This is a genomic window from Sarcina sp. DSM 11001 (assembly GCF_900101015.1).
In the GTDB taxonomy this organism is placed as follows: Bacteria; Bacillota; Clostridia; order Lachnospirales; family Lachnospiraceae; genus CAG-791.
The window spans coordinates 60,906-80,936 of sequence record NZ_FNFZ01000004.1; the positions used below are offsets into that span (position 1 = coordinate 60,906).

A 20,031-nucleotide genomic window follows, 5' to 3' on the forward strand; every position below is an offset into this window, starting at 1 on the left:
CAAAGACAAGGGAAACCCGCAGGCGTGAAACCCATGCTGCGCATGGGCGCAAGACTCGCGAGCGAGTCTTGAATTTTCCCTGATCTGTCAGGGCTTTTCCTGCCTGTCATAAATACTGTGATCATGCTTTTGCCACAGGAGCCTGTACCTGTCGGCACACAGTTTGTCCAGCTTGGAATCTGTTTTGACCATAACATAACGGCTGTTGAAGCTGTCGCTGGTAATGGCTTTCTTCATATATTTTTCCGTACAGATATTAAAGGACAGGTAATCCGGCATCAGGTAGGACAGCTGGATATGATTGTCCTCTGTGATCTTGGCCACGGTATTGTTCCAGTAAGGGTCCAGGGAGGCCGGAGTCTCAAAGGCGTCCAGGATCCTGCTTTTTTTGTTTTCCCGGGTCCCGCCCTGTGTGGAGGCAATGGGATCAGCATAGGGCAGAAGGGAGACCAGCTCTTTTTTGTATGTCTGGTACTCTGCTGCGCTGACCGTCGTATCGGCAGTCTGAGGGAGCGTAAAGCCGGAGGGCTTCATCAGGACATAGAAAGCCACAAGGCAGATGACAGCAATGCTGTTGACCCAGGGAAGGGCGATGCCGAACTCAATGAGGAACAGCGTAAACGCGATAGTGATCGCCAGGAGCATTCTGTGAAGCTGGTATGATTTATACAGCATGATGGTGGCCTCATAGATCAGGGCTCCGGAGAACAGGAGCAGAAAGAGGACCGCTGTGGACCCGTCTTTCCTGCGGGCGATCAGGCTGTAGATAAATTCAAGGAAAAGGAGGATCCATTCAAAATAGAACAGGAAGGCGACGCCGCCTGCCCAGCGGTACTCTCTCACAAGATCCATAGCAGCGTGGACGCTGTCCTTGTTGGTCTGCACAAGGCCTGAGACGATCCCCTTGACCCCGCCGCCCAGGATGAGCTGTGCAAGGCGCATAGCAGGAGCGATCTCAAAATATTCCGCGATATAATTCATCAGATAATACATAAGGACAAGGGCTCCGGCCATCGACGCCAGGATCAGCAGGGCAAACAAAAAACGCCCCACAAGGCCCATACGGGGATTTCTGAAGATCAGAAGGTAGAGGGGGATCAGAAACAGGGGCAGAAAATACGGCCGCATCACGCTGAAGCAGAAGGTCAGAAGGATCATGGCGAGCAGGGCTATATTTTTGCATGCCAAAGAGGCATCCGCAGAGCGCAGATACCAGATGACCAGTCCCATGAAGATAACGATATAAAAATGATAGGAAGCCTCCGCCATTCCGGACCAGGTATATCTGGCCAGGATCAGCTGTGTCAGGAAGAACAGGGCGATCAGGAAAGAATTCCTCCTGGACGGCCTGGTGAGCAGGACAAAGATCAGGTTCGCGGCAACGGCGAGGATCAGGTTACAGTAGTAGATATAGTTGTGCGAACTGCAGCCTGTAATGAATGAAAGAAGGAAATAGGGTATGTAGGTAAAAATATTATAGGGACCAAAGGGTATATTCCCGGATGTGATCTCATTAAACCCGGTCACGCCCTGAGAAATGCCATAATGGCGCATAGTGCGGATGACCCTGAAATACCCGTTTTCATCATTCCAGGCGGTGTTCCATGCATCCAGCTTAAGAGGGCTCGTGCCGGTGATCAGGCCGATGATCCAGCCTGCAAGGATCGGTGCAAGAATGATGAGCAGCCACAGGAGGATGCTTTTACTTTTCTTTTCATTGTTCATGGGAGAGTTCCTCTGCCGTCCGCGAAGATATAGAAGAAAAGGATGCTCTTCGCAGTTTCCCTGCGCTACCGTCCCTCACAGGAGGCATCGCAGGGAAATCTCGGCTTTAATGATCTGATATTATTATCTATCGTCTTAAGAGTTCCGGTCACACACTGACCGGTGTGACCGGAAGATATTGTTCAAGTTATAAAAGGTTATAAATGCAGGATACAGGATCGATCGACTGCAAAAAAAGCAAAACTGACTGCCGGAAGATGCAGGATCAATCGTTTGTATAGTTGTCAAAATAGCCCTGGACGAGGACGACGGGAGTGCCCTTGTCTCCGGATCCGCTGGTCAGGTCGCAGAGAGACCCGATGAGGTCAGTCAGCTGGCGGGGGGTAGTGCCCTGGGATGCCATGCTGCCCTTGAGGTCCGCGTCCTTCTGGCGGATGCTCTCGGAGATCGCGTTCCTGAGCTCTTCACCGGAAAGATTCTTATAATCATTGTCGGCCAGGTATTTGAGCTTGAGCTCATTGGGTGTACCGATCAGACCGTCTGTAAAGAAAGGAGAAACCACCGGGTCGGCGAGCTCCCAGATCTTTCCCTGGGGATCCTTGAAGGCGCCGTCGCCGTAGACCATGACCTCTACATGCTTTCCTGTCTTATCCAGGATCTTTTTCTGGATATCGAGGACCAGGCCCTTGCTGTCGCGGGGGAAAAGCTTGATCATATCCTCTGTGGACTTGTTGGAGCCCAGAAGACCATAGAGTTCATTATAACCGCTGCCGTCAACAGGGGCAGTCATGATCTCATCGAGGCTGCAGACAGTCTTCGCGCCTGCCGCCAGGAGGATCCTCTTTGTCCTTTTGCGGGTATGGATGTCGCAGTTGAGCACATGGTCCGCATAGGGGAGGATGGCAGCCGGCTGATTGGCAAAGATGATCTCGCACTCGGCTCCGCAGGACTTGATCAGGTCAGCGTAATACTGAACATAATCCACACCGGTGAACTCATGTGCGTTGACGCCGAAGAGCTCTCTGTATTTTTCCAGAGTAAGCACATCGCTATAGGGATTGACGCCTGCAGCATCGATCTTGTCAAGGCTGACCAGTTCGTTTCCGACTTCATCGGAAGGATAGCTGAGCATCAGGACGATCTTCTTTGCGCCCTTCGCGATGCCCCGCAGACAGATCGCGAACCGGTTGCGGGAAAGAATGGGGAAGATCACTCCCACAGTCCCGCCGCCGAGCTTGGCTCTGACATCTGCCGCGATATTCTCCACGCTGCAGTAATTACCCTGTGAACGCGCTACGATGGACTCGGTCACGGCGATGACATCGCGGTCCCGCAGGGAGAAGCCCTCGTATTTAGCTGCTTCAAGGACACTGTTTACTACGATCTCGCCCAGATCGTCTCCCTGACGGATGATGGGGCAGCGGATCCCTCTCGAAACTGTACCGACTCTGCGTTCTGTGTTTTTGCTCATTTTTTTGTCTCCTGTATTGCTGAATAAAAAATACTCATTGAAAAATGATGGTTCTGGAACGTGTATTATCTGCAACAGTTTATTATTTTATCACACTGATGCGTCATTGAAAAGAATTTCAAAAGAAACACTGGTCAATGGATGTGGATATTTAGAGAACTGGTGCTGAAAACCAGGATGTTGTCTCCCTGGGTCTGGACAAATTCGCGGACTTCTTCATAGGTGAGATCATCTCTTCTCCTGATGTCCATCTCATAGGCTGTTGTACCGTCCTTTTTTCCAGTGACCTTGCACTGGGTCACAAGCGCTTTCCAGTCCTCCAGCTGTTTATGGAGAGCAGTATTGAATGCCTCGTCATCTATAATAGTAAATTCCAGATGATTGCCTCCGTGAGCATCCGATCCGATCGGGATCAGAGTCATCACATGCTGAAGGATCCAGAGCAGCAGCAGGGTACAGGCAACAGGGACATACATCCCTGCCCCTATGGCGAGACCGATCCCGGCAGTGAGCCAGATCCCGGCGGCGGTGGTCAGCCCTTTGATACTGCTTCCCACTTTGATGATCACTCCGGCGCACAGAAAGCTGATGCCGCTGACAGCCTGTGCCGCGACCCTGGCGGCATCCGCTCCACGGGTAGCATAGGATTCCATTCCTCCTCCCAACGTGAGGTCAGCAAAACCGTACTTGGAAATCAGCATGATCAAAGCAGCCGTACAGCAGACCAGGACGTGTGTCCTTACACCGGCGTCTTTAAACCGCTGACTGCGTTCCACACCGATCAGGGCGCCGACAATAAATGCAATGATCAGCCGGATACAGAACCCCAAATTCTGTGCCATGGTAAACTGACTGTGATAGTATGCTGCAAAAGTCATGCTTTTTCCTCCTTTTGCCTGATAATGTTGCAAGCCTGCCTGATATGTTACATCCGAATTGAACCTATAGTCCTGCTGCTATGGCCGCGATCATGTTACAGCCTGCCTGATCGTTACAGCCGGATTGAATCTATAGTCCTGCTGCCATGGCCACGATCACTCCAAGGAGAAAGCCGACGGCAACCTGAAGAGGGGTATGGCCGACAAATTCCTTTAGTACCTTGTCCGGTGTCAGGTCGACATCATCTGAAGTGAGCAGATGCTCGATGATCTCGTTGATCGCTTTTGCCTGCTTACCGGTTTCCAGGCGGACCCCCATGGCATCATGCATGACTATGATGGCGACTATGACGGCAACTGCGAAAACAGGAGAGTCCCATCCGCAGACCCTGCCGGAGGCGATAGCCACACTGGTTACAGTCGCGGAGTGGCTGCTGGGCATGCCGCCGTCTCCAAAGAGCCTCTCAAGCACGAATTCCCGGTTAATGATAGTGTAGATGATGATTTTCAGAAACTGGGAAATCCCCCACGCTGCAATACCTGTGATCAATATATGGTTGGATAAGAGTAATCGGATCATACGTACCCTTCTAAAATTAGATATTGAACTTTTAATAAAAAACAATGTATTTCTTTCCTGTCTAATGTTACAATGACAGGCGGTTTGAAATCAATAATATATTCTTGTATAAACAATTTTTCCTAAGAAATCCGGTACATAACACAGCGCTTTTTTATGCAACATATGCACAGGAGGGTTTACCATGGATGCTGAAATAAGCAAAAAGAATACTAAACCAAATAAGATCAGGACTGTACTGGCTGTGGCAGCCTGCAAGCTGACGCGTTCGATACTCCGCAGAACAGGACGCGGAGGGACAGCCATACCTGGCATCGTCGCTCTCAGGATCTCAAAGAATGTTCTCTCTGTGCCTGCTCAGGACATGAAGATCGTGGTAGTGACCGGTACAAACGGAAAGACGACCACCTGCAACATGATCGAGCATATGATCACAACATCCGGTCACAGCTGCCTGCGCGACCGGTCCGGTGCCAACCTCCTCCACGGAATCGCCTCCGATCTGCTCTGCAATACCGACTGGCTTGGCAGATCCAGATATGAATACGCCGTCCTGGAATGTGACGAGGCAGCCCTGAAGCAGGTCGTTCCGCTGATCCGTCCAAAAGTAATTGTGGTCACAAACCTGTTCAGCGACCAGGTCGACCGCTACGGCAGTGTCCAGAATACACTGGCGGAGATCCGCGCCGGGGTCGAGCGCAGTCCCATGTCCACCCTGGTCCTCAATGCGGAGGATCCGCTCTCCTCTTCTCTGGCTCTCAACGTGCCCAACAGGGTACTCCGGTTTGGCATGGATGCCTCTGTGGGAGAACAGGGGGACGTGGACCTTAAAGACGCGGGAACCTGTCCTGTCTGCGGCGGCACGTATACATACGATTATCATATTTATGCCCACCTGGGAGGCTTTTGCTGTGCCGGCTGCGGATACAGCCGTCAGACGCCGGATGTCTCCGTCACAAGGATCTCATCCGTCGACGCTCAGGGCAGCACGTTTGACCTGAAGCTCCGCAAAAAGAAAAAAGATGCTTCCGATACAGGAACAGCCGAAAAAGATTTAAGGGATGTACGCATCTCCCTTCCTGCTGTCTATAACATCTACAATGCCTCCGCCGTTGTAACCGCAGCGAGGGCGCTCGGCCTGTCCGCAAAGGAGGCGGCGGCTTCTCTCTCCAGCGTCCGGTCTTCTTTCGGAAGGATGGAGACCTTTGACCTGGATGGGATCCGGCTTCAGATGATCCTGGTCAAAAACCCCGCCGGCTGCAACCAGGCCTTCTCCTATGTGACAGGGCTCGGTGAGGACTACACAGCCGTCCTGTGCCTCAACAACAGAACAGGCGATGGACACGACATTTCATGGATCGAGGATACGGACTATGAGAAACTGTGCGCCGACCCCTGCCTGAAAAAAATCTATGTCGCCGGAGAGTGCGCCGGGGACCTGTATGAGCGCCTCAAAAAAGCCGGCGGGGATAAGCAGCCCTCCACCGGTGATTCCGGCACAGAGGATACTAAAAACGGTACAGAGGATACCAAAAACAGTACGGCAGTTGCTAAAACCAGTACAGAAGTTACTGAAACCAGTACAGAAGTTACTGAAACCGGTATTGAGGTTTCTGAGACCTCCGGTCCCCGTATGGAGATAGTCACAGACTACGCAGCGATCGTGGAAAAGCTCAGGCAGGACCGAAGGCCGGCTTTCCTCCTTCCCAATTACACATCCATGATGGAGCTGAGGGATGCCCTCAGCAGTACGGCAGGGTCAAAAGAGTTCTGGAAATAGATTTCCGGAAATAGAGTTCTGAAAACAGAGTTCTGGAAATAAAAACAGCTTTCCCGGTGCAGGCAATGATCATTAACAGATTCAAGACTTGCCTGTGGATCTTAGGCGATGAAGAATAAAGACAGCCCCCGAGAAGTCATTTTTCATGACGGCTCAGGGGCTTTTCTTAATCATCTCTATTGTCTCTTTACGATCCTGTCATTCTTTTATCTTTCCGCTCTTTTGTTTTTCCTCTTATCTGTCTTTCATTTATCGCATTTTACTTTTATCGCATTTTATCTTTATTCTGTCTTTTTTCTGCCTCTCTTCTGTTTTATTCTGTCCTTATCTCTCTTCACGGAAATAAGGCAGGCCCAGATGAGCCGGCGGCTGGTTCTCCCTCTTGTTGCGCATGCTGGTTATGATGAGCACGACGATGGTGACGATGTAGGGGAACATCTTGTAGATTTCTTTGACCGCCAGGTTTGTACCTGTGGGAATGTACAGATAAAGGATGTACAGACCGCCGAAGAGAAGGGACGACAGGATTCCGATATCCGGACGCCAGATGGTAAAGATAACAAGGGCGATGGCCAGCCAGCCGCGGTCGCCGAATGCGTCGTTGGACCATACGCCGTTGGCGTAGTCCATGACATAATACAGACCGCCCAGTCCGGCGATCATGCATCCCAGACAGGTGGCAGCATACTTGTATTTTGTGATGTTGATGCCGGCGGCATCAGCAGTCGCGGGGCTTTCTCCCACTGCGCGCAGCTGCAGGCCTGTCCTGGTGCTCCTGAGGAACCAGGCGGCAGCCAGCGAGATTATGATGGCGGCATAGGCCAGAAATCCGTAGGACAAAAAGACTTTCCCGAACCAGCCGGTCGAAAGGGCGCCGGGAAGCATCGTGCGGAAGGCATTGGAGGTCGCAGTCAAGGCGATCGAAGGGACATCCGCCCCCGTGAGCTTCATCAGAGATCCGCCGAAAAAGTTGCCGAAGCCGATACCGAAGGTCGTCATGGCAAGTCCGGTGACGTTCTGGTTGGCACAGAGAGTGACCGTCAGGAAACAGTACAGAAGCCCCATCAAAAGGGATCCTAAAAGGCAGGCGAAAAGGGGGATCAGGACAGCGATGACCGGAGACATGGCAGTGCCGGAGGCACTGCAGCCATGTTCATAAAGGAAAGCGCCGATGACTCCGCTGATCGCGCCGACATACATAACGCCGGGTATTCCCAGGTTCAGGTTGCCGGATTTCTGTGTGATGGTCTCCCCGGTGCTGCCATACATAAGCGGAATACTCTGCACTACGACTCGCGGAATAAATGAAATAAAATCAAACATGTGTTATTTCCCTCTGCTCTTTAAATTCAAGACTCGCTCCAGGTGGTCTGATCAGGCTGCTTTCTTTTCTTTTTTGCGGAAATTCACTTTATAATTGATAAAAAATTCGCTGCCGATGATGAAAAACAGGATAATGCCTGTGAGGATATCTCCAAAGGACTGGTTCAGGCCGAAGATCGTAGAGATCTCTCCCGCGCCTCTGGCCAGAAAGATCAGCAGCAGGGACGAGAGAACCATCCCCAGGGGATTGAATTTTGCCAGCCAGGCAACCATGACGGCCGTGAAGCCCTGGCCTCCCGCGAGGGAGGTTGTGAGCGTATGTTCAGTCCCGGCGACAAGGAGATAGCCGGTAAGTCCGCAGATTGCTCCTGACAGAATCAGAGTCCGCATGATCGTCCAGCCGACTTTAATTCCCACATAACGGGCAGTGGCAACACTTTCACCCACGACAGAAATCTCATATCCCTGTTTGGAGTAGTTCAGATAGATATACATCACGATCGTGAGAATGGCGACACACAGTATGTTCAGGAGGTAGCGGTTTCCGGCGAGGACAGGAAGCCAGCCGGCCTCGGTCTGCTGGTTGATGATGCCGATCTTGCCGGATCCCTTGGGAACCTCCCAGACTATGACATAGTAGGCGACAAGCTGGGTCGCGACATAGTTCATCATCAGAGTAAAGAGAGTCTCATTGGTATTCCATTTTGCCTTGCAGGCCGCGGGGATAAGTGCCCAGATTGCTCCGGCGCCGAGAGCCGCAAGGATACATACCGGGATCAGAACAACATTGGGCAGAGATTTTCCGAGAACGATCATGCAGGCGGCTGTGGCCAGGGCTCCGATCAGGATCTGCCCCTCTCCTCCCAGATTCCAGAAACGCATGCGGAAAGCCGGAGTGAGGGCAAGTGAGATACACAAAAGGATCGCCACATCCTTTCCCAGGATCCAGATCCGTCTGCTGGTGCCGAAGGCGCCTGAAAACATGGTCGCGTAAACCTGAAAGGGATTCAGGCCCGTCGTCAGGGTAGTAATGATACCGCATACCACAAGCGCTGCCAGGATCGCAATGATCCGGATCCCCCAGGCTGACTGCAAGGAGAGCTCTTTCCTCTTGGTAATATGAAACAAAGGTTCTTTGGGTTTATTCTGCACTTCCATCTGCTCACCCTTCTTCCTTACCGGCATGGTTTTCCTGTTTCCCGGATTCCACGGCGGTTTCTTTCTCTTCCTGAGTCTTCTGAGCCCCGCTTCCGGAGCCGCCCAGTCTGGTCATCATCAGGCCCACTTCGTTCTTGTCTGCTGTCCGGCCGTCAAGAATACCGCTGACACGGCCTCCGCACAGGACTAGGATCCTGTCTGAAAGTTCCATGAGGACATCCAGGTCTTCTCCGACATAGACTACGGCAACCCCTTTTTTCTTTTGCTGATTCAAAAGATCATAAATCGTGTAAGATGAATTGATATCCAGGCCGCGGACGGCATAAGCGGTCAACAGGACCCTGGGCGCAGAGGAAATCTCTCTGCCTACCAGGACCTTCTGGACATTTCCTCCGGACAGGCGGCGGACAGGTGTGGAGACCCCGGGCGTGTTGACTTCCAGATCGTTGACGACTTTTTCCGCCAGCTTATGGGGACGTATTCTGTCCGTAAAGAAAGACTGCCCTGACCGGAAAGAGCGAAGCATCATATTGTCCGACAGATCCATATTTCCGACCAGTCCCATACCGAGACGGTCCTCAGGGACAAAGGACAGGGCTACTCCCAGCTTCTGGATCTCGAGAGGGTCAAGACCGACCAGGTCTTTTTTATTCCCGTCATCATCGATATAAAGAATACTGCCGGATTCAATTTTCTGCAGGCCTGCGAGGGCTTCGAGAAGCTCCTTCTGACCGCTTCCTGAAATACCGGCGATGCCGAGGATCTCTCCCGACCTGATGTCAAAAGAGACTTGATCGAGCTTTAAGATCCCTTCAGGGGAAGATACAGTGAGTCCATCGATCTCAATGCGGGGTTTGGGGTCGACAGGTTCGGGACGCTCGATATTGAGGGAGACAGCGCGGCCGACCATCATGTTGGTCATCTCCTGCTGGTTCGTGTCCCTGGTCATCTTGCCTCCGACATAAGTACCCTTTCGAAGGACAGCAACACGGTCCGAGAGCTCCTCCACTTCGTGCAGCTTATGGGTAATGATGACAATAGCCTTTCCGTCAGCGCGCATGTTGCGCAGGACTGCGAAGAGTTTTTCCGTCTCCTGAGGCGTCAGGACAGCGGTGGGCTCATCGAGGATGAGAATATCCGCTCCGCGGTAGAGGGCTTTGACGATCTCCACAGTCTGCTTCTGGGAGACAGACATCTGATAGATCTTGCGGTTTGGATCGATCTGGAAGCCATAGGCGTCGCAGATCGCGCGGACGCGCTCCGCAGCTGCCGCCCTGTCCAGACGGCCCTTCTCCTCCAGCCCGAGAATGATATTCTCCGTAGCCGTAAAGACATCCACCAGTTTGAAATGCTGGTGGATCATACCGATCCCGTAGCGGAAGGCATCCCTGGGGGAACTGATCGTGACTTCCTTCCCGTCGATAAAGATCTGCCCTTCATCGGGGTAGTAGATCCCGGAAAGCATATTCATGAGGGTCGTCTTTCCGCTGCCGTTTTCTCCGAGGATGGCGAGGATCTCGCCCCTTCGGATATCCAGATCGACGTGATCATTAGCGACGACAGAGCCGAAAGTCTTCCTGATGCCGCGCAGCGACACGGCTGGTGTTGTATTGTCCAAAATATCTCCTTTTTACAGATTTACAGAATCACAAAGGCATGGTCCTGTTACGCAATGAAGGGCTGCCACAAGTCAGACCTGTGGCAGCCCGCTGTTCCAGGACTGACTTGTGGCAGCCCTGAAGAGCCTTCAATTGTTACATTGCAGTGTCCAGAAGCTCGATACCGTCGATCTTGAGATCAAAGTAAGGAGCGGAACGGTATTCGGATTCATGGAAGTATCCGTCAGAGATGACTTCAGTATCAGCCTCGTAAGCGGGATCTGTGTCAACATCAGCCATGTAGGAATCCAGAGTCTTGCCATCTACCTGGAAAGCAGAGGTGTCAAAGACATGGATCTCTCCGGACTCAAGGCCGGCCTTGACTTCTTCAATCTTTTCGACAGTGCCCTTGGCGGCAGCCTGCTCATTGACCTCGGTCAGAACCACAGAGCCAGTGGAGATCGTGCCGGTCCAGTCAGTATCGATCGCTTCGCCGTTGGCCGCAGCTGTGATCGCATAGACATAATAAGGTGTCCAGTCGATCCTGGAGGAAACGATATAGGTGTTGGGGCAGGCAGAGACGGTGGAACCGTTGTAGGAGACATCGGGAACTCCTGCATTCTCACATGCAGTGGGAGCACCCATGGAATCCGCGTGCTGGCTGATGAGCTTGCAGCCGTCGTTGATCAGCTTGGTGGCGCCTTCTTTTTCGGCAGTCTCATCATACCAGGAACCTGTGAAGGTGACTTCCATCGTGGCGGAAGGGCAGACGGAACGCGCGCCGAGGAAGAAGGAAGTGTAACCGGAGATAACCTCAGCGTAGGTAAATGCGCCGACATAACCGATCTTGGCTTCGTCTTCCTTGAACTCGCCGGCTTCGATCATTTCGTTGAGCTTCATGCCTGCGGCAACGCCAGCCAGGTAGCGTCCCTCGTAGATAGAAGCAAACGCGTTGTGGTAGTTGGAAAGTCCCTCAGTGTGGGCCTTTGTGCCGGTGGAATGGCAGAACTGCACCTCAGGGAATTCCTTGGCGGCCTGGATCATGAAGTCCTCATGGCCGAAGGAATCCGCAAAGATAATGCTGCAGCCGGCGTCGACCAGGTCAGCCGCCGCGTCATAGCACTCCTGGCCTTCAGGAATATTGGTGCGGATCAGGTAGTTCTCTTCGGGAATACCGAGCTGTGCGCAGGCTTCCTTTGCAGAATTGATGAAGTTGAGGTCATAAGTGGAGTTTTCATCGTGCAGAGTGATGAAACCGACCTTGATGCTGCTGAGGGCATCGCCGGCGCCTTCGCCTTCAGAACCAGCATCAGTTGCAGCTGCGGGTTCCGCAGGGGCGGAACTGGTGGTGGAGCCGCCGCCGCATCCTGCGAGGATTCCGACAGTCAGGATCAGTGCGAGAACAATACTCAGTGTCTTTTTCATTTTTTCCTCCCATAGAATTATGAATAAGAAAGATGAATGTATATACAACAGGACTTTATCATACGGAAGTCACTGGCCTTTGTCAATCAGACAAGAGGTCTGTATTTGCATTTTTTTACTGTAACAGTTTCTGCAGTACAGCCGGGAACACATCTTACCGGCACACAGGTGGCTGCAGGCAGTCGGCCGCGGGTTCGAAAAAAAGAATGACTACACGAACCCGGAGGATGCTCCTTATGGCTGCTCTTCCGCCTTTAGTTTTACAGACAGCCAAAATCCTCCATGGCCTTGCGCAGTGACTTTTTGTGAGCATCGGTCAGTTCCGTCAGGGGGAGTCTGGGAGAACCGACATCAAAGCCCTGCATGTTCAGAGCGGCCTTGACAGGAATGGGATTGACTTCAATAAAGAGCTGCTCAACCAGGGGAAGAGCCTTGAGCTGGATCTTGCGGGCTTCTTCATATCTGCCTTCAAGACAATGCATCACCAGGTCATGAGTCTGACGCGGCGCCACGTTGGCCAGGACAGAGATGACACCGGAGCCGCCCAGAGAACACAGCGGCACGATCTGGTCATCGTTTCCGGAATAAATGTCGATCTTACCGTCCACAAGCTCAGCGAGCTTTGCCACCTGGCTGATGTTGCCGGTAGCTTCCTTGACGGCAGCGATATTGGCCTGATCCCGGACCAGTTTTGCGACAGTCTCCGGCAGGATGTTCGTGCCGGTCCTGGAGGGGACATTGTAAACGATACAGGGCAGTTTTGTCGCCGAGGCGATCGTCCTGAAATGTTCGTAGAGACCATCCTGTGTAGCTTTATTATAGTAGGGAGTGACGAGAAGCAGACCGTCCGCGCCGCGTTTTTCGGATTCCTCCGACATCATGACTGCGTGGGCTGTGTTATTGGAGCCTGTTCCGGCGATCACAGGAATGCGGCCTTTTGTTACTTCAACAGCATAACGGATCGCTTCAAGGTGTTCATCATCCTCGAGTGTGGGAGCTTCCCCGCTCGTACCGCAGACGATCAGGGCATCTGTCCCCTTGCTGATCTGATCTTCGATCAGCCTTTCCAGCGAATCATAATTGATCTCTTTGTTTCCATGCATGGGTGTGACAAGGGCGACACCTGAGCCCTTAAAAATTGACATTTCCAATTCCTCCATATTTATTAAGTTACTGTAAATCCAGCTTTACATATACCTGTGCTGCCATGCACGGGGCAGGCGCAAACATGTTGAGTTAACTGCGTATGATAAAAGACGCGAGGGGCCCTGACACTCAGGAATGGGCAGAAAAAACGTCAGTGAGCCTCTCCTCTCTCATAGGGATCTTCGCCGTCCTCATAGGCACCGCCCTCGGCACAGCCTTCCTGATCATCTTCCCCGTCCTCACAGGCGCCTGCGGGAGCAGAGAAATCCTCCTCTGAAAGAGGGGCATATTCTTCTGTGCTGCCCTCTTCCACAGCCGATTCTTCAGCTGCCTTTTCAGGTGCGGAAGGTTCATCACCGCGGTCCAGTCTCTGCCTCTCTACAAGCTCCGCAAAGAACCCGCCTTTTTCGATCAGTTCTTCATAAGTGCCGCTCTCCCTGATTTTTCCCTCATCAAGGACCAGGATGCGGTCGCAGTTTTTGATGGTACTGAGCCGGTGGGCAATGACGATCCTGGTACATCTGAGCTTATCCAGAGCTTCCGAGACCTGGCGCTGGGTCTTGTTGTCCAGGGCGCTGGTCGCTTCGTCAAACATCAGGATCCTGGGCTTGGGTGCTACGGCGCGGGCGATCATCAGGCGCTGCTTCTGTCCTCCCGAGACACCGCCCTGGCCCTCACCGATCACTGTGTTCATTCCCATGGGCATAGCCCGGATATCATCGGCGATCCCGGCCATCTCCGCTGCTTCCCAGGCCCTGTCAAGGGTCAGCTGAGGCGCGCAGATCACGATATTGGAGAAAATGTCTCCCTGAAAGAGCGATCCGTCCTGGGTGACAGCTCCGATCTTTCTGCGCAGGGATTGCAGATCGAGTTTTTTAATGTCTTTTCCATCGTAATAGATAGCGCCCTTCTCCGGAGTCTCGAATCCCAGCAGAAGCCTCATCAGAGTGCTCTTTCCGCAGCCGGTCCTGCCGACCAGGGCGACATATTCCCCGGGCCGGATCTTCAGGTTGAGGTCCTTGACGATATAGGGAAGGTTTTCACTGTAACGGAAGGAGACATTGCTGATCTCTATTCCTCCGGAGATTCTGGTCAGGATCTCCCTGCCTTCGGATACTTCAGGTTCTGCCTTCAGAATAGGCTCCGCCATCTCCAGGATCGGGCGGATCTGGGCGATCGAGACCGCGATCCCCGCCAGAGAGGTGAAAGCTCCCATGACCATACCGTAGGACACATTAAAGGCAATATATTCCGAGGGGGTCACTCTTGTCGCGACTGCTGCATAATACAGGACAGCTGCCCCGATCAGGTTTACTGCCACCATAATAGTGGAATTGAGTTTGATGAAAAGAGGCGGATTATAGGTCAGGCTGGCTGTTTTTGTATAGGCCTCCGCCCACCTGGAGAAGGCCCTCTTTTCCGCGCCCGCGAGTTTGATCTTCTGTACACCGGAGATCAGCGCGAAGGTGATGCCGTTTTCCTTGACATCATACTCCATCGACTGTCTGGAGATACCCATCTGCATAAAAGTAGTCAAAAGGGAGAATGCCACAGTCACCAAAATGATGATGACAGCAGGCAGTGTCAGCCCCGGTGTGAAATGAAAGATCTGGGTAATGTATAAGAGGGAGGTCAGCGAAGTGATCCCCAGGGAAAACACATCTCCCATCAGAAGCGTGCACAGCTCATTGACGGACTGGCTGCGTCCTGACAGCTCACCGGAACTGTACTTTTTGAAAAAAGGAGCAGGGAGGCTCAGGAGACGCATCATGATCGCCGATTCGACGCAGATCCCGGTCTTGGTCTCCACCCGGGTCGAGGCCAGGCTCTCCGCCGCGCTGATCAGCCGTACAGAGAAGGCGGCCGCGATCATAAAGACTGCTGTTCCCCATAACAGAGTGACATTACCGGATTCATAAATATATCCGGTCATGATTTTGGTGATGCGGGGCAGCATCAGGCCTGCGAAGATCGAGATGAGGGAAAAGGCTCCGATCAGGGCAAAATCTCCTACATCCAGGCAGTCCTTCATATACAGGAGCAGGTCCGGTATCCCGATCGTCTTAAGAGGAAGCGGCCTGTAAAAGCAGATCGCCAAGTGATCAAAGAGCGCAGCATTTTTGCTGTTGATCCTGACCCGGCTGCCGGTTTCACTGGTGTACCAGTACCCGCCGAACTGACTGGGGAAAACAGCCACCGGCATATGGTCTTCAACCCTGTGGCAGATGAGAGGACCGAAGCAGTCCCGGTACCAGCCTTCTGTAAGCTCAACGACCCGATACATCAGACCATGAGGCCGGAGCGCATATACCAGCTGTTCATCAGGATCCTTGATCCTGTCGGGGATATCCACCGGTTTATAATGATAATATTTCAGAATATCATCAATGGCATCCTTGGTAATGATCCTTTCATCCGTAAGGATCCCTGCATCCCGGGTGCCTACTACCGCGGAAGCCATCCGGAGGATCGATTCCTCGAATTTTTCCTGATCATATGTTTTTCTGTTTCTTATCTGTTCATCGAACCAGCCCAAACCGGTACCTCCTTCCGGATCGGCAGCTGCAAAAACAGCTTTTCAGTCGTTGGAAACTGTACGATCAGCTTCTCAATCGTCGGGAAACTGTAAAATAGGTTTCGCAATAGTTGGGAAACTGTAAAATAGGCTTCTCAGTCGTCGGGAAACTGTGACCCCCGGCTTCTCAGTCACTGGAGATCAGTTCAGTATAATAACCGCCCCTGGCATAAAGCTCTTCATGTGTGCCGCGCTCGACGACTTCGCCGTGGTCGAGGACAATGATCTCATCGCAGTCGCGGATCGTCGAGAGACGGTGGGCGATCACGATGCAGGTGATGCCCCTTTCTTTGACAGCACTGACCAGCTCATATTCTGTCTTGGCATCGAGGGCGCTTGTCGCTTCGTCCATGATGATGATCGTGGGATCCTGGGCGAGAACACGGGCGATCTCCAGTCTCTGTCTCTGGCCGCCGGACATATCCCGGCCTCCCTCGACGATCTTCCTTTCATAGCCATCCGGTCTCTGCATGATATCGTCGTGGATCTGGGCGTCTCGGGCAGCCATGATGACCTCGAAATCTTCGATCGAATCGTCCCACATCCGGATATTATTGGCGATCGTATCTTCGAAGAGGATGATATCCTGGTCCACGACAGCAAGGGAGCCGGTGAATACACTGCGGTCGATCTCGGAGATCTTCTTTCCGTCAAAGAGGATCTCTCCGCTCCAGGGCTGGTAAAGCCCTGAGATCAGTTTGCTCAGCGTACTCTTGCCGCAGCCGGACATGCCGACAAAGGCAACCCTTCCGCCCGGACGGATCGACATGGAGAAATCACGGATCAGGGGATCCGAGAGTTTTGAATATCCGAAAGTCACGTTTTTGAGTTCGACACTGCCGCTCAGTTTGCTGTAGTCTTTTTCCTCCGAGAGGGCTTCGTCGCTGTAACAGGGGTCATCGGGATAGCTCATGACATCTTCCACGCGCTCCATATCGGTGCGCATCTCCTGGATCATTTGTCCCGCGCTGACCATGGTCATGGCAGGCGACATAAAGGAACTCAGGAAGGTCTGGAAGACCATGATCATACCGAGAGTAAACTTCCCGCGGATCGCCATATAGACACCGAAGATGAGGACGGCATTATCGGCAAGCAGCGAGATAAAAGAAGGGAGCATGCCGAGGATGCTCTCCAGTCTGGCAAACTTGACGGTCTGGGCATTTACGGAGGCCTGATATCCCGCCCACTTTGTGAAATACCCGTTTTCCGCACCGCTGGCTTTGATGGTCTCGATCATCTGGATGCCGTTGACGGTGGTCGCCGCCAGCTTTCCTTCATCCCTGGACTGGACGCGGGTGATATTGACGCGCTTTGATGAGATCATGCCGGCCGCGAAGCTGCTAAAGACGAGCGCCGAAATACCGATCAGCGTCAGAAAGGGGCTGTAGTTGATCATGATCCCCAGATAAAAGAACATCATGACCGCATTGAGGCCGAGGGGGGTCAGGGTATTGACCAGGGTTTCCGCTATGGTCGCATTAGTGCTGAGCCTGGACTGGACATCTCCAGCCATGCGCTGGGAGAAAAAGTCCATAGGCATCTTGAGCACCTTCCACATATAGGTACTGCTTCCGATCACTGACATCTTGCCGCTGATCTTGAGGGAATAAATCGTCTGGGCGGCGCTGACCACGATCTGCAAAAGGTCTACTCCCGCCAGCAGCAGGATAAAGGGGGTGAGAAGATCCCTGTTTTCCCCTGTCAGCAGGCGGTCCATGAAAAACCGGGTAAAGACCGGGTTGATGATCCCGAACAGATAGCTGATCATTGTGGTCAGGATCACAAAAGCCACAGCCGGTCCGGCACCCCTGAGACGCGCAGCGGCAAAATCCAGGATGCTCTTCTTTTTACCGCTGGGGACAAAGGTTTCCGAAGGCTCAAACTGGATGCAGATCCCGGTGAAAGCGCGGTCAAATTCATCCATGGTGACCTTGACCGTCCCCCTTGCCGGATCATTCAGATAGGCATACTTTCCTTTAAAACCGCAGCAGACCACGAAATGGTTGAAATTCCAGTGGATGATGCAGGGAAAGGTGCCTTTTTCACGCAGTTCCTCCGGTTCATACCGGAATCCGCCTGCCGTCATGCCGTAGCTCCTGGCAGCTTTCAGGATGTTTCTGGCATTTGAACCGTCTCTGGAGACACCGCAGTCCACCCGTACCTGTTCCAGAGGGATCCATTTTCCATAATAAGCCATGATCATAGTCAGAGCCGCCGCCCCGCACTCCAGGGCTTCCATCTGCATGACAACCGGCACTTTGACCCTGCCGTGCTGCACAGGCTGTTTGATTTTACCGCTCAAACTCTACCTCCCCTGCCGCTCCCGGGAGCGGCAATGCCATATTCTTTCCGCCGGCCTCAAAGAAGCGTACAGATTTTCCCGACGGAACACTAATTGAACAGCATCTTGATGACCTGAGTCTGCCTGTAGCCGACCTTCACCCGGTATGTGCCGTTGGGAAGATCCGCATTGGCGGTGGCAAAGACACTGCCGTCCGCATTTTTACCCAGGGTGAGGACCGGAGTATGCAGATCTCCGACAGTGACGGCCATACCTGTCTCCACATTGGCGGCGGTCTGAGGATCATCGAAGGTGATCATCAGAACACCGTTTTCGGCCACTGCATCGCCGGCGGCATAGCTTTCAATGGTGGTAAAGCTGCTCCAGACAAAAATGCTGATAAGCAGGAAAATCACTGCGCCCAGGACGATCCATATGCCCGGACTTGTCACGTGCAGATAATCATTGAGCTGTTCCGGTGATGAAAGCCTGTCTAAACTCTTTTTTCTGAAGATCTGTTCTTCCATGCTGACTCCCTCCTGTTTTATTCTTCATCGTTCAATACCCGTGATTTCAGTCGCGGCCATCAAATGAGTAACTGATCTCATCAAGTTCGGCAGCCATATACTCCGCCCAGCTGTACTGAGACATATACTCGCCCATATAAGTATATTTCGATTTCTTCTTTTTTTCGAGCCAATCGTAAAGATCACATTCGATTTTTTCCGCGTCGATCGCCAGACTGCCGCGCTGCTTGAGGATGATTCCGTTCAGGTTCAGGCTCATCAGCGTATTCTGGAGATCCTGCCGAAGGTTGCTGAGATAGGATGCCTTTCTGGCGGGATCTCCGTCATCCTCCCACAAAGTGGCGATGATCTCGCCATTTGTGGTCTGGGATCCACGCTTATTGACAAGGACAGCGACAATCTCTTTTGTTTTTGTATATTTAAACTCCACAGGTTTTCCGTCAACAAACAGCTCAAAGGCACCGAAGGTACGGGCAAAGACCCGTTTCTTGTTTTTTTCAGATTCCGGATAGCGAAGGTCATCCATCTCACGTCTGATTCCTTCCATGGCGGCAGGTGTCGTGAGATATCCGCTGGCATGCTGCTGCATCGCTTCATATCCGTATTTTTCACTCTCCGCCAGATAGATCAGGTTGACCAGGGGGTTGAGGTCCTGAAGATACTGGCCCAGATAGAGACCGTTGAGCTCCGGCAGGTCAGGATCCAGAAAGGCTACGTCGATCTGCTCCTGCCTGGCGGCCGCCAGGGCCTGAGGGCTGTTCTCAAAACACAGGATCCTGGCGTCCTCAGAGTGTCTGGACAGCTGCTCCTTCGTCCTGCGGAGGATTTCTTCTTTTTGAACTGCAATGAGTATAGTCATAGGCTATTATCCCCATATCAAAGCGCCGCCGGGCGCATGGTTTTCACGCTTGTGGATATTATCAATCCTCTTCGCCTTCCTGGGGAAGGCTGATGCTGCGGATCTTCTGTTTTTTCCTCTGTTCCATGGTCATGTGAAGGGGGTCCGGTTCGCCCATCAGCAGCATACAGTCCTCCTCGACAGCTGCTTTCCTGAGGGGACCTGCTTTCAGATCCGCGATCACCAGCGCCGCGAAACGGTCATAATTGTCGTCATCGATCACCGGAAAATGACGGGACATCCGGTACCAGTGCTGCGGGTCAAGTCCGGGGCGGCCTATGTAGAGGCGGTCGGCAGTGGCCTCCACTTCTTCCGGTCCTATGAGGCCTGACATGACATGGTCAGTATCTTCACAGAACAGCATGGCATAGGCGCGCAGGATCCTGTTCCTGATGGTGTCCTTCTTTCCATTTCTCTCAATTTCAGTGTCCATGACCTGATAATAATAGTCCTGGGCTTCCGTACTCTTTTCAAAATTGATGACAGCGTCATAAAAATCGCGGTTGATCAATGAGTATGCCATGGTTCTTTCCCCCAAACCATTCCCTGTTCATATTCAAGCAATATGTCCGGTTAAACAATAATGACCAATCCCTGACTTCTGACGCAGAAAAAGGTCTTCAAGTTACATTCTTCTTTATTTTTTACTCTACATCGCGCAAT

General features: G+C 52.5%; 15 protein-coding genes. 1 reads left to right on the forward strand and 14 read right to left on the reverse strand.

Translation table 11 applies throughout. The features are described from left to right. Positions 1-87: 87 nt before the first annotated feature. From BLT02_RS02875 to BLT02_RS02890, 4 genes are all read right to left on the reverse strand, one after another. The gene (locus BLT02_RS02875; RefSeq protein ID WP_092991366.1) at positions 88-1,725 is read right to left on the reverse strand and encodes a hypothetical protein; all 1,638 of its coding nucleotides are present in this window, start codon (positions 1,723-1,725) and stop codon (positions 88-90) included. Positions 1,726-1,990: 265 nt separating this feature from the next. Further along, the gene (locus BLT02_RS02880) at positions 1,991-3,196 is read right to left on the reverse strand and encodes a coenzyme F420-0:L-glutamate ligase (protein ID WP_092991368.1); all 1,206 of its coding nucleotides are present in this window, start codon (positions 3,194-3,196) and stop codon (positions 1,991-1,993) included. A 134-nt stretch (positions 3,197-3,330) separates the two neighbouring features. Beyond that, positions 3,331-4,074, reverse strand: a complete 744-nt coding sequence (locus tag BLT02_RS02885) for an MgtC/SapB family protein (RefSeq protein WP_092991370.1) — start codon at positions 4,072-4,074, stop codon at positions 3,331-3,333. A 130-nt stretch (positions 4,075-4,204) separates the two neighbouring features. Further along, entirely contained in the window at positions 4,205-4,654 is a 450-nt protein-coding gene (locus tag BLT02_RS02890) for a divergent PAP2 family protein (protein WP_092991372.1), read from the reverse strand. A 184-nt stretch (positions 4,655-4,838) separates the two neighbouring features. Between BLT02_RS02890 and BLT02_RS02895 the strand changes: the two genes are divergently transcribed. Then, positions 4,839-6,434: a Mur ligase family protein gene (locus tag BLT02_RS02895; RefSeq protein WP_092991374.1), complete on the forward strand. Its 1,596-nt coding sequence runs from the start codon at positions 4,839-4,841 to the stop codon at positions 6,432-6,434. A gap of 324 nt (positions 6,435-6,758) precedes the next feature. Here the strand turns inward: BLT02_RS02895 and BLT02_RS02900 are convergent, their stop codons facing one another. The 10 genes from BLT02_RS02900 to BLT02_RS02945 all read right to left on the reverse strand — a co-directional run bounded on the left by BLT02_RS02900 (position 6,759) and on the right by BLT02_RS02945 (position 19,891). Then, the gene (locus BLT02_RS02900) at positions 6,759-7,757 is read right to left on the reverse strand and encodes an ABC transporter permease (protein ID WP_092991376.1); all 999 of its coding nucleotides are present in this window, start codon (positions 7,755-7,757) and stop codon (positions 6,759-6,761) included. A 51-nt stretch (positions 7,758-7,808) separates the two neighbouring features. Beyond that, the gene (locus BLT02_RS02905) at positions 7,809-8,942 is read right to left on the reverse strand and encodes an ABC transporter permease (protein ID WP_242869686.1); all 1,134 of its coding nucleotides are present in this window, start codon (positions 8,940-8,942) and stop codon (positions 7,809-7,811) included. Then, entirely contained in the window at positions 8,920-10,533 is a 1,614-nt protein-coding gene (locus BLT02_RS02910) for an ABC transporter ATP-binding protein (RefSeq protein ID WP_092991378.1), read from the reverse strand. The genes BLT02_RS02905 and BLT02_RS02910 overlap by 23 nt, the downstream gene beginning before the upstream one ends. A 136-nt stretch (positions 10,534-10,669) precedes the next feature. Continuing rightward, positions 10,670-11,938, reverse strand: coding sequence for a BMP family ABC transporter substrate-binding protein (locus BLT02_RS02915; RefSeq protein WP_092991380.1), 1,269 nt, complete (start codon positions 11,936-11,938; stop codon positions 10,670-10,672). A gap of 260 nt (positions 11,939-12,198) precedes the next feature. Then, the gene (dapA, locus tag BLT02_RS02920) at positions 12,199-13,083 is read right to left on the reverse strand and encodes a 4-hydroxy-tetrahydrodipicolinate synthase (protein ID WP_092991382.1); all 885 of its coding nucleotides are present in this window, start codon (positions 13,081-13,083) and stop codon (positions 12,199-12,201) included. A gap of 152 nt (positions 13,084-13,235) precedes the next feature. Then, complete coding sequence (locus tag BLT02_RS02925) at positions 13,236-15,620, reverse strand: ATP-binding cassette domain-containing protein (protein ID WP_092991384.1); 2,385 nt, start codon at positions 15,618-15,620, stop codon at positions 13,236-13,238. A 166-nt stretch (positions 15,621-15,786) separates the two neighbouring features. Beyond that, a complete protein-coding gene (locus BLT02_RS02930) occupies positions 15,787-17,964 on the reverse strand; it encodes an NHLP family bacteriocin export ABC transporter peptidase/permease/ATPase subunit (protein ID WP_278277367.1) in 2,178 nt (725 codons plus the stop codon). Positions 17,965-18,053: 89 nt separating this feature from the next. Further along, positions 18,054-18,470, reverse strand: a complete 417-nt coding sequence (locus BLT02_RS02935) for a hypothetical protein (RefSeq protein ID WP_092991386.1) — start codon at positions 18,468-18,470, stop codon at positions 18,054-18,056. A 46-nt stretch (positions 18,471-18,516) separates the two neighbouring features. Next, positions 18,517-19,329, reverse strand: coding sequence for a response regulator (locus BLT02_RS02940; RefSeq protein ID WP_092991388.1), 813 nt, complete (start codon positions 19,327-19,329; stop codon positions 18,517-18,519). A 61-nt stretch (positions 19,330-19,390) separates the two neighbouring features. Next, positions 19,391-19,891 (reverse strand): hypothetical protein, encoded by a 501-nt coding sequence (locus tag BLT02_RS02945; protein WP_092991390.1) that lies wholly within the window; start codon positions 19,889-19,891, stop codon positions 19,391-19,393. Positions 19,892-20,031: the final 140 nt, after the last annotated feature.

What these genes read in the sequence shown, in the direction of transcription:
- BLT02_RS02875 (WP_092991366.1), bottom strand. Translation starts at nt 1,725, where the DNA reads ATGAACAATGAAAAGAAAAGTAAAAGCATCCTCCTGTGGCTGCTCATC.
- BLT02_RS02880 (WP_092991368.1), bottom strand. Translation starts at nt 3,196, where the DNA reads ATGAGCAAAAACACAGAACGCAGAGTCGGTACAGTTTCGAGAGGGATC.
- BLT02_RS02885 (WP_092991370.1), bottom strand. Translation starts at nt 4,074, where the DNA reads ATGACTTTTGCAGCATACTATCACAGTCAGTTTACCATGGCACAGAAT.
- BLT02_RS02890 (WP_092991372.1), bottom strand. Translation starts at nt 4,654, where the DNA reads ATGATCCGATTACTCTTATCCAACCATATATTGATCACAGGTATTGCA.
- BLT02_RS02895 (WP_092991374.1), top strand. Translation starts at nt 4,839, where the DNA reads ATGGATGCTGAAATAAGCAAAAAGAATACTAAACCAAATAAGATCAGG.
- BLT02_RS02900 (WP_092991376.1), bottom strand. Translation starts at nt 7,757, where the DNA reads ATGTTTGATTTTATTTCATTTATTCCGCGAGTCGTAGTGCAGAGTATT.
- BLT02_RS02905 (WP_242869686.1), bottom strand. Translation starts at nt 8,942, where the DNA reads ATGCCGGTAAGGAAGAAGGGTGAGCAGATGGAAGTGCAGAATAAACCC.
- BLT02_RS02915 (WP_092991380.1), bottom strand. Translation starts at nt 11,938, where the DNA reads ATGAAAAAGACACTGAGTATTGTTCTCGCACTGATCCTGACTGTCGGA.
- dapA (WP_092991382.1), bottom strand. Translation starts at nt 13,083, where the DNA reads ATGTCAATTTTTAAGGGCTCAGGTGTCGCCCTTGTCACACCCATGCAT.
- BLT02_RS02935 (WP_092991386.1), bottom strand. Translation starts at nt 18,470, where the DNA reads ATGGAAGAACAGATCTTCAGAAAAAAGAGTTTAGACAGGCTTTCATCA.
- BLT02_RS02940 (WP_092991388.1), bottom strand. Translation starts at nt 19,329, where the DNA reads ATGACTATACTCATTGCAGTTCAAAAAGAAGAAATCCTCCGCAGGACG.
- BLT02_RS02945 (WP_092991390.1), bottom strand. Translation starts at nt 19,891, where the DNA reads ATGGCATACTCATTGATCAACCGCGATTTTTATGACGCTGTCATCAAT.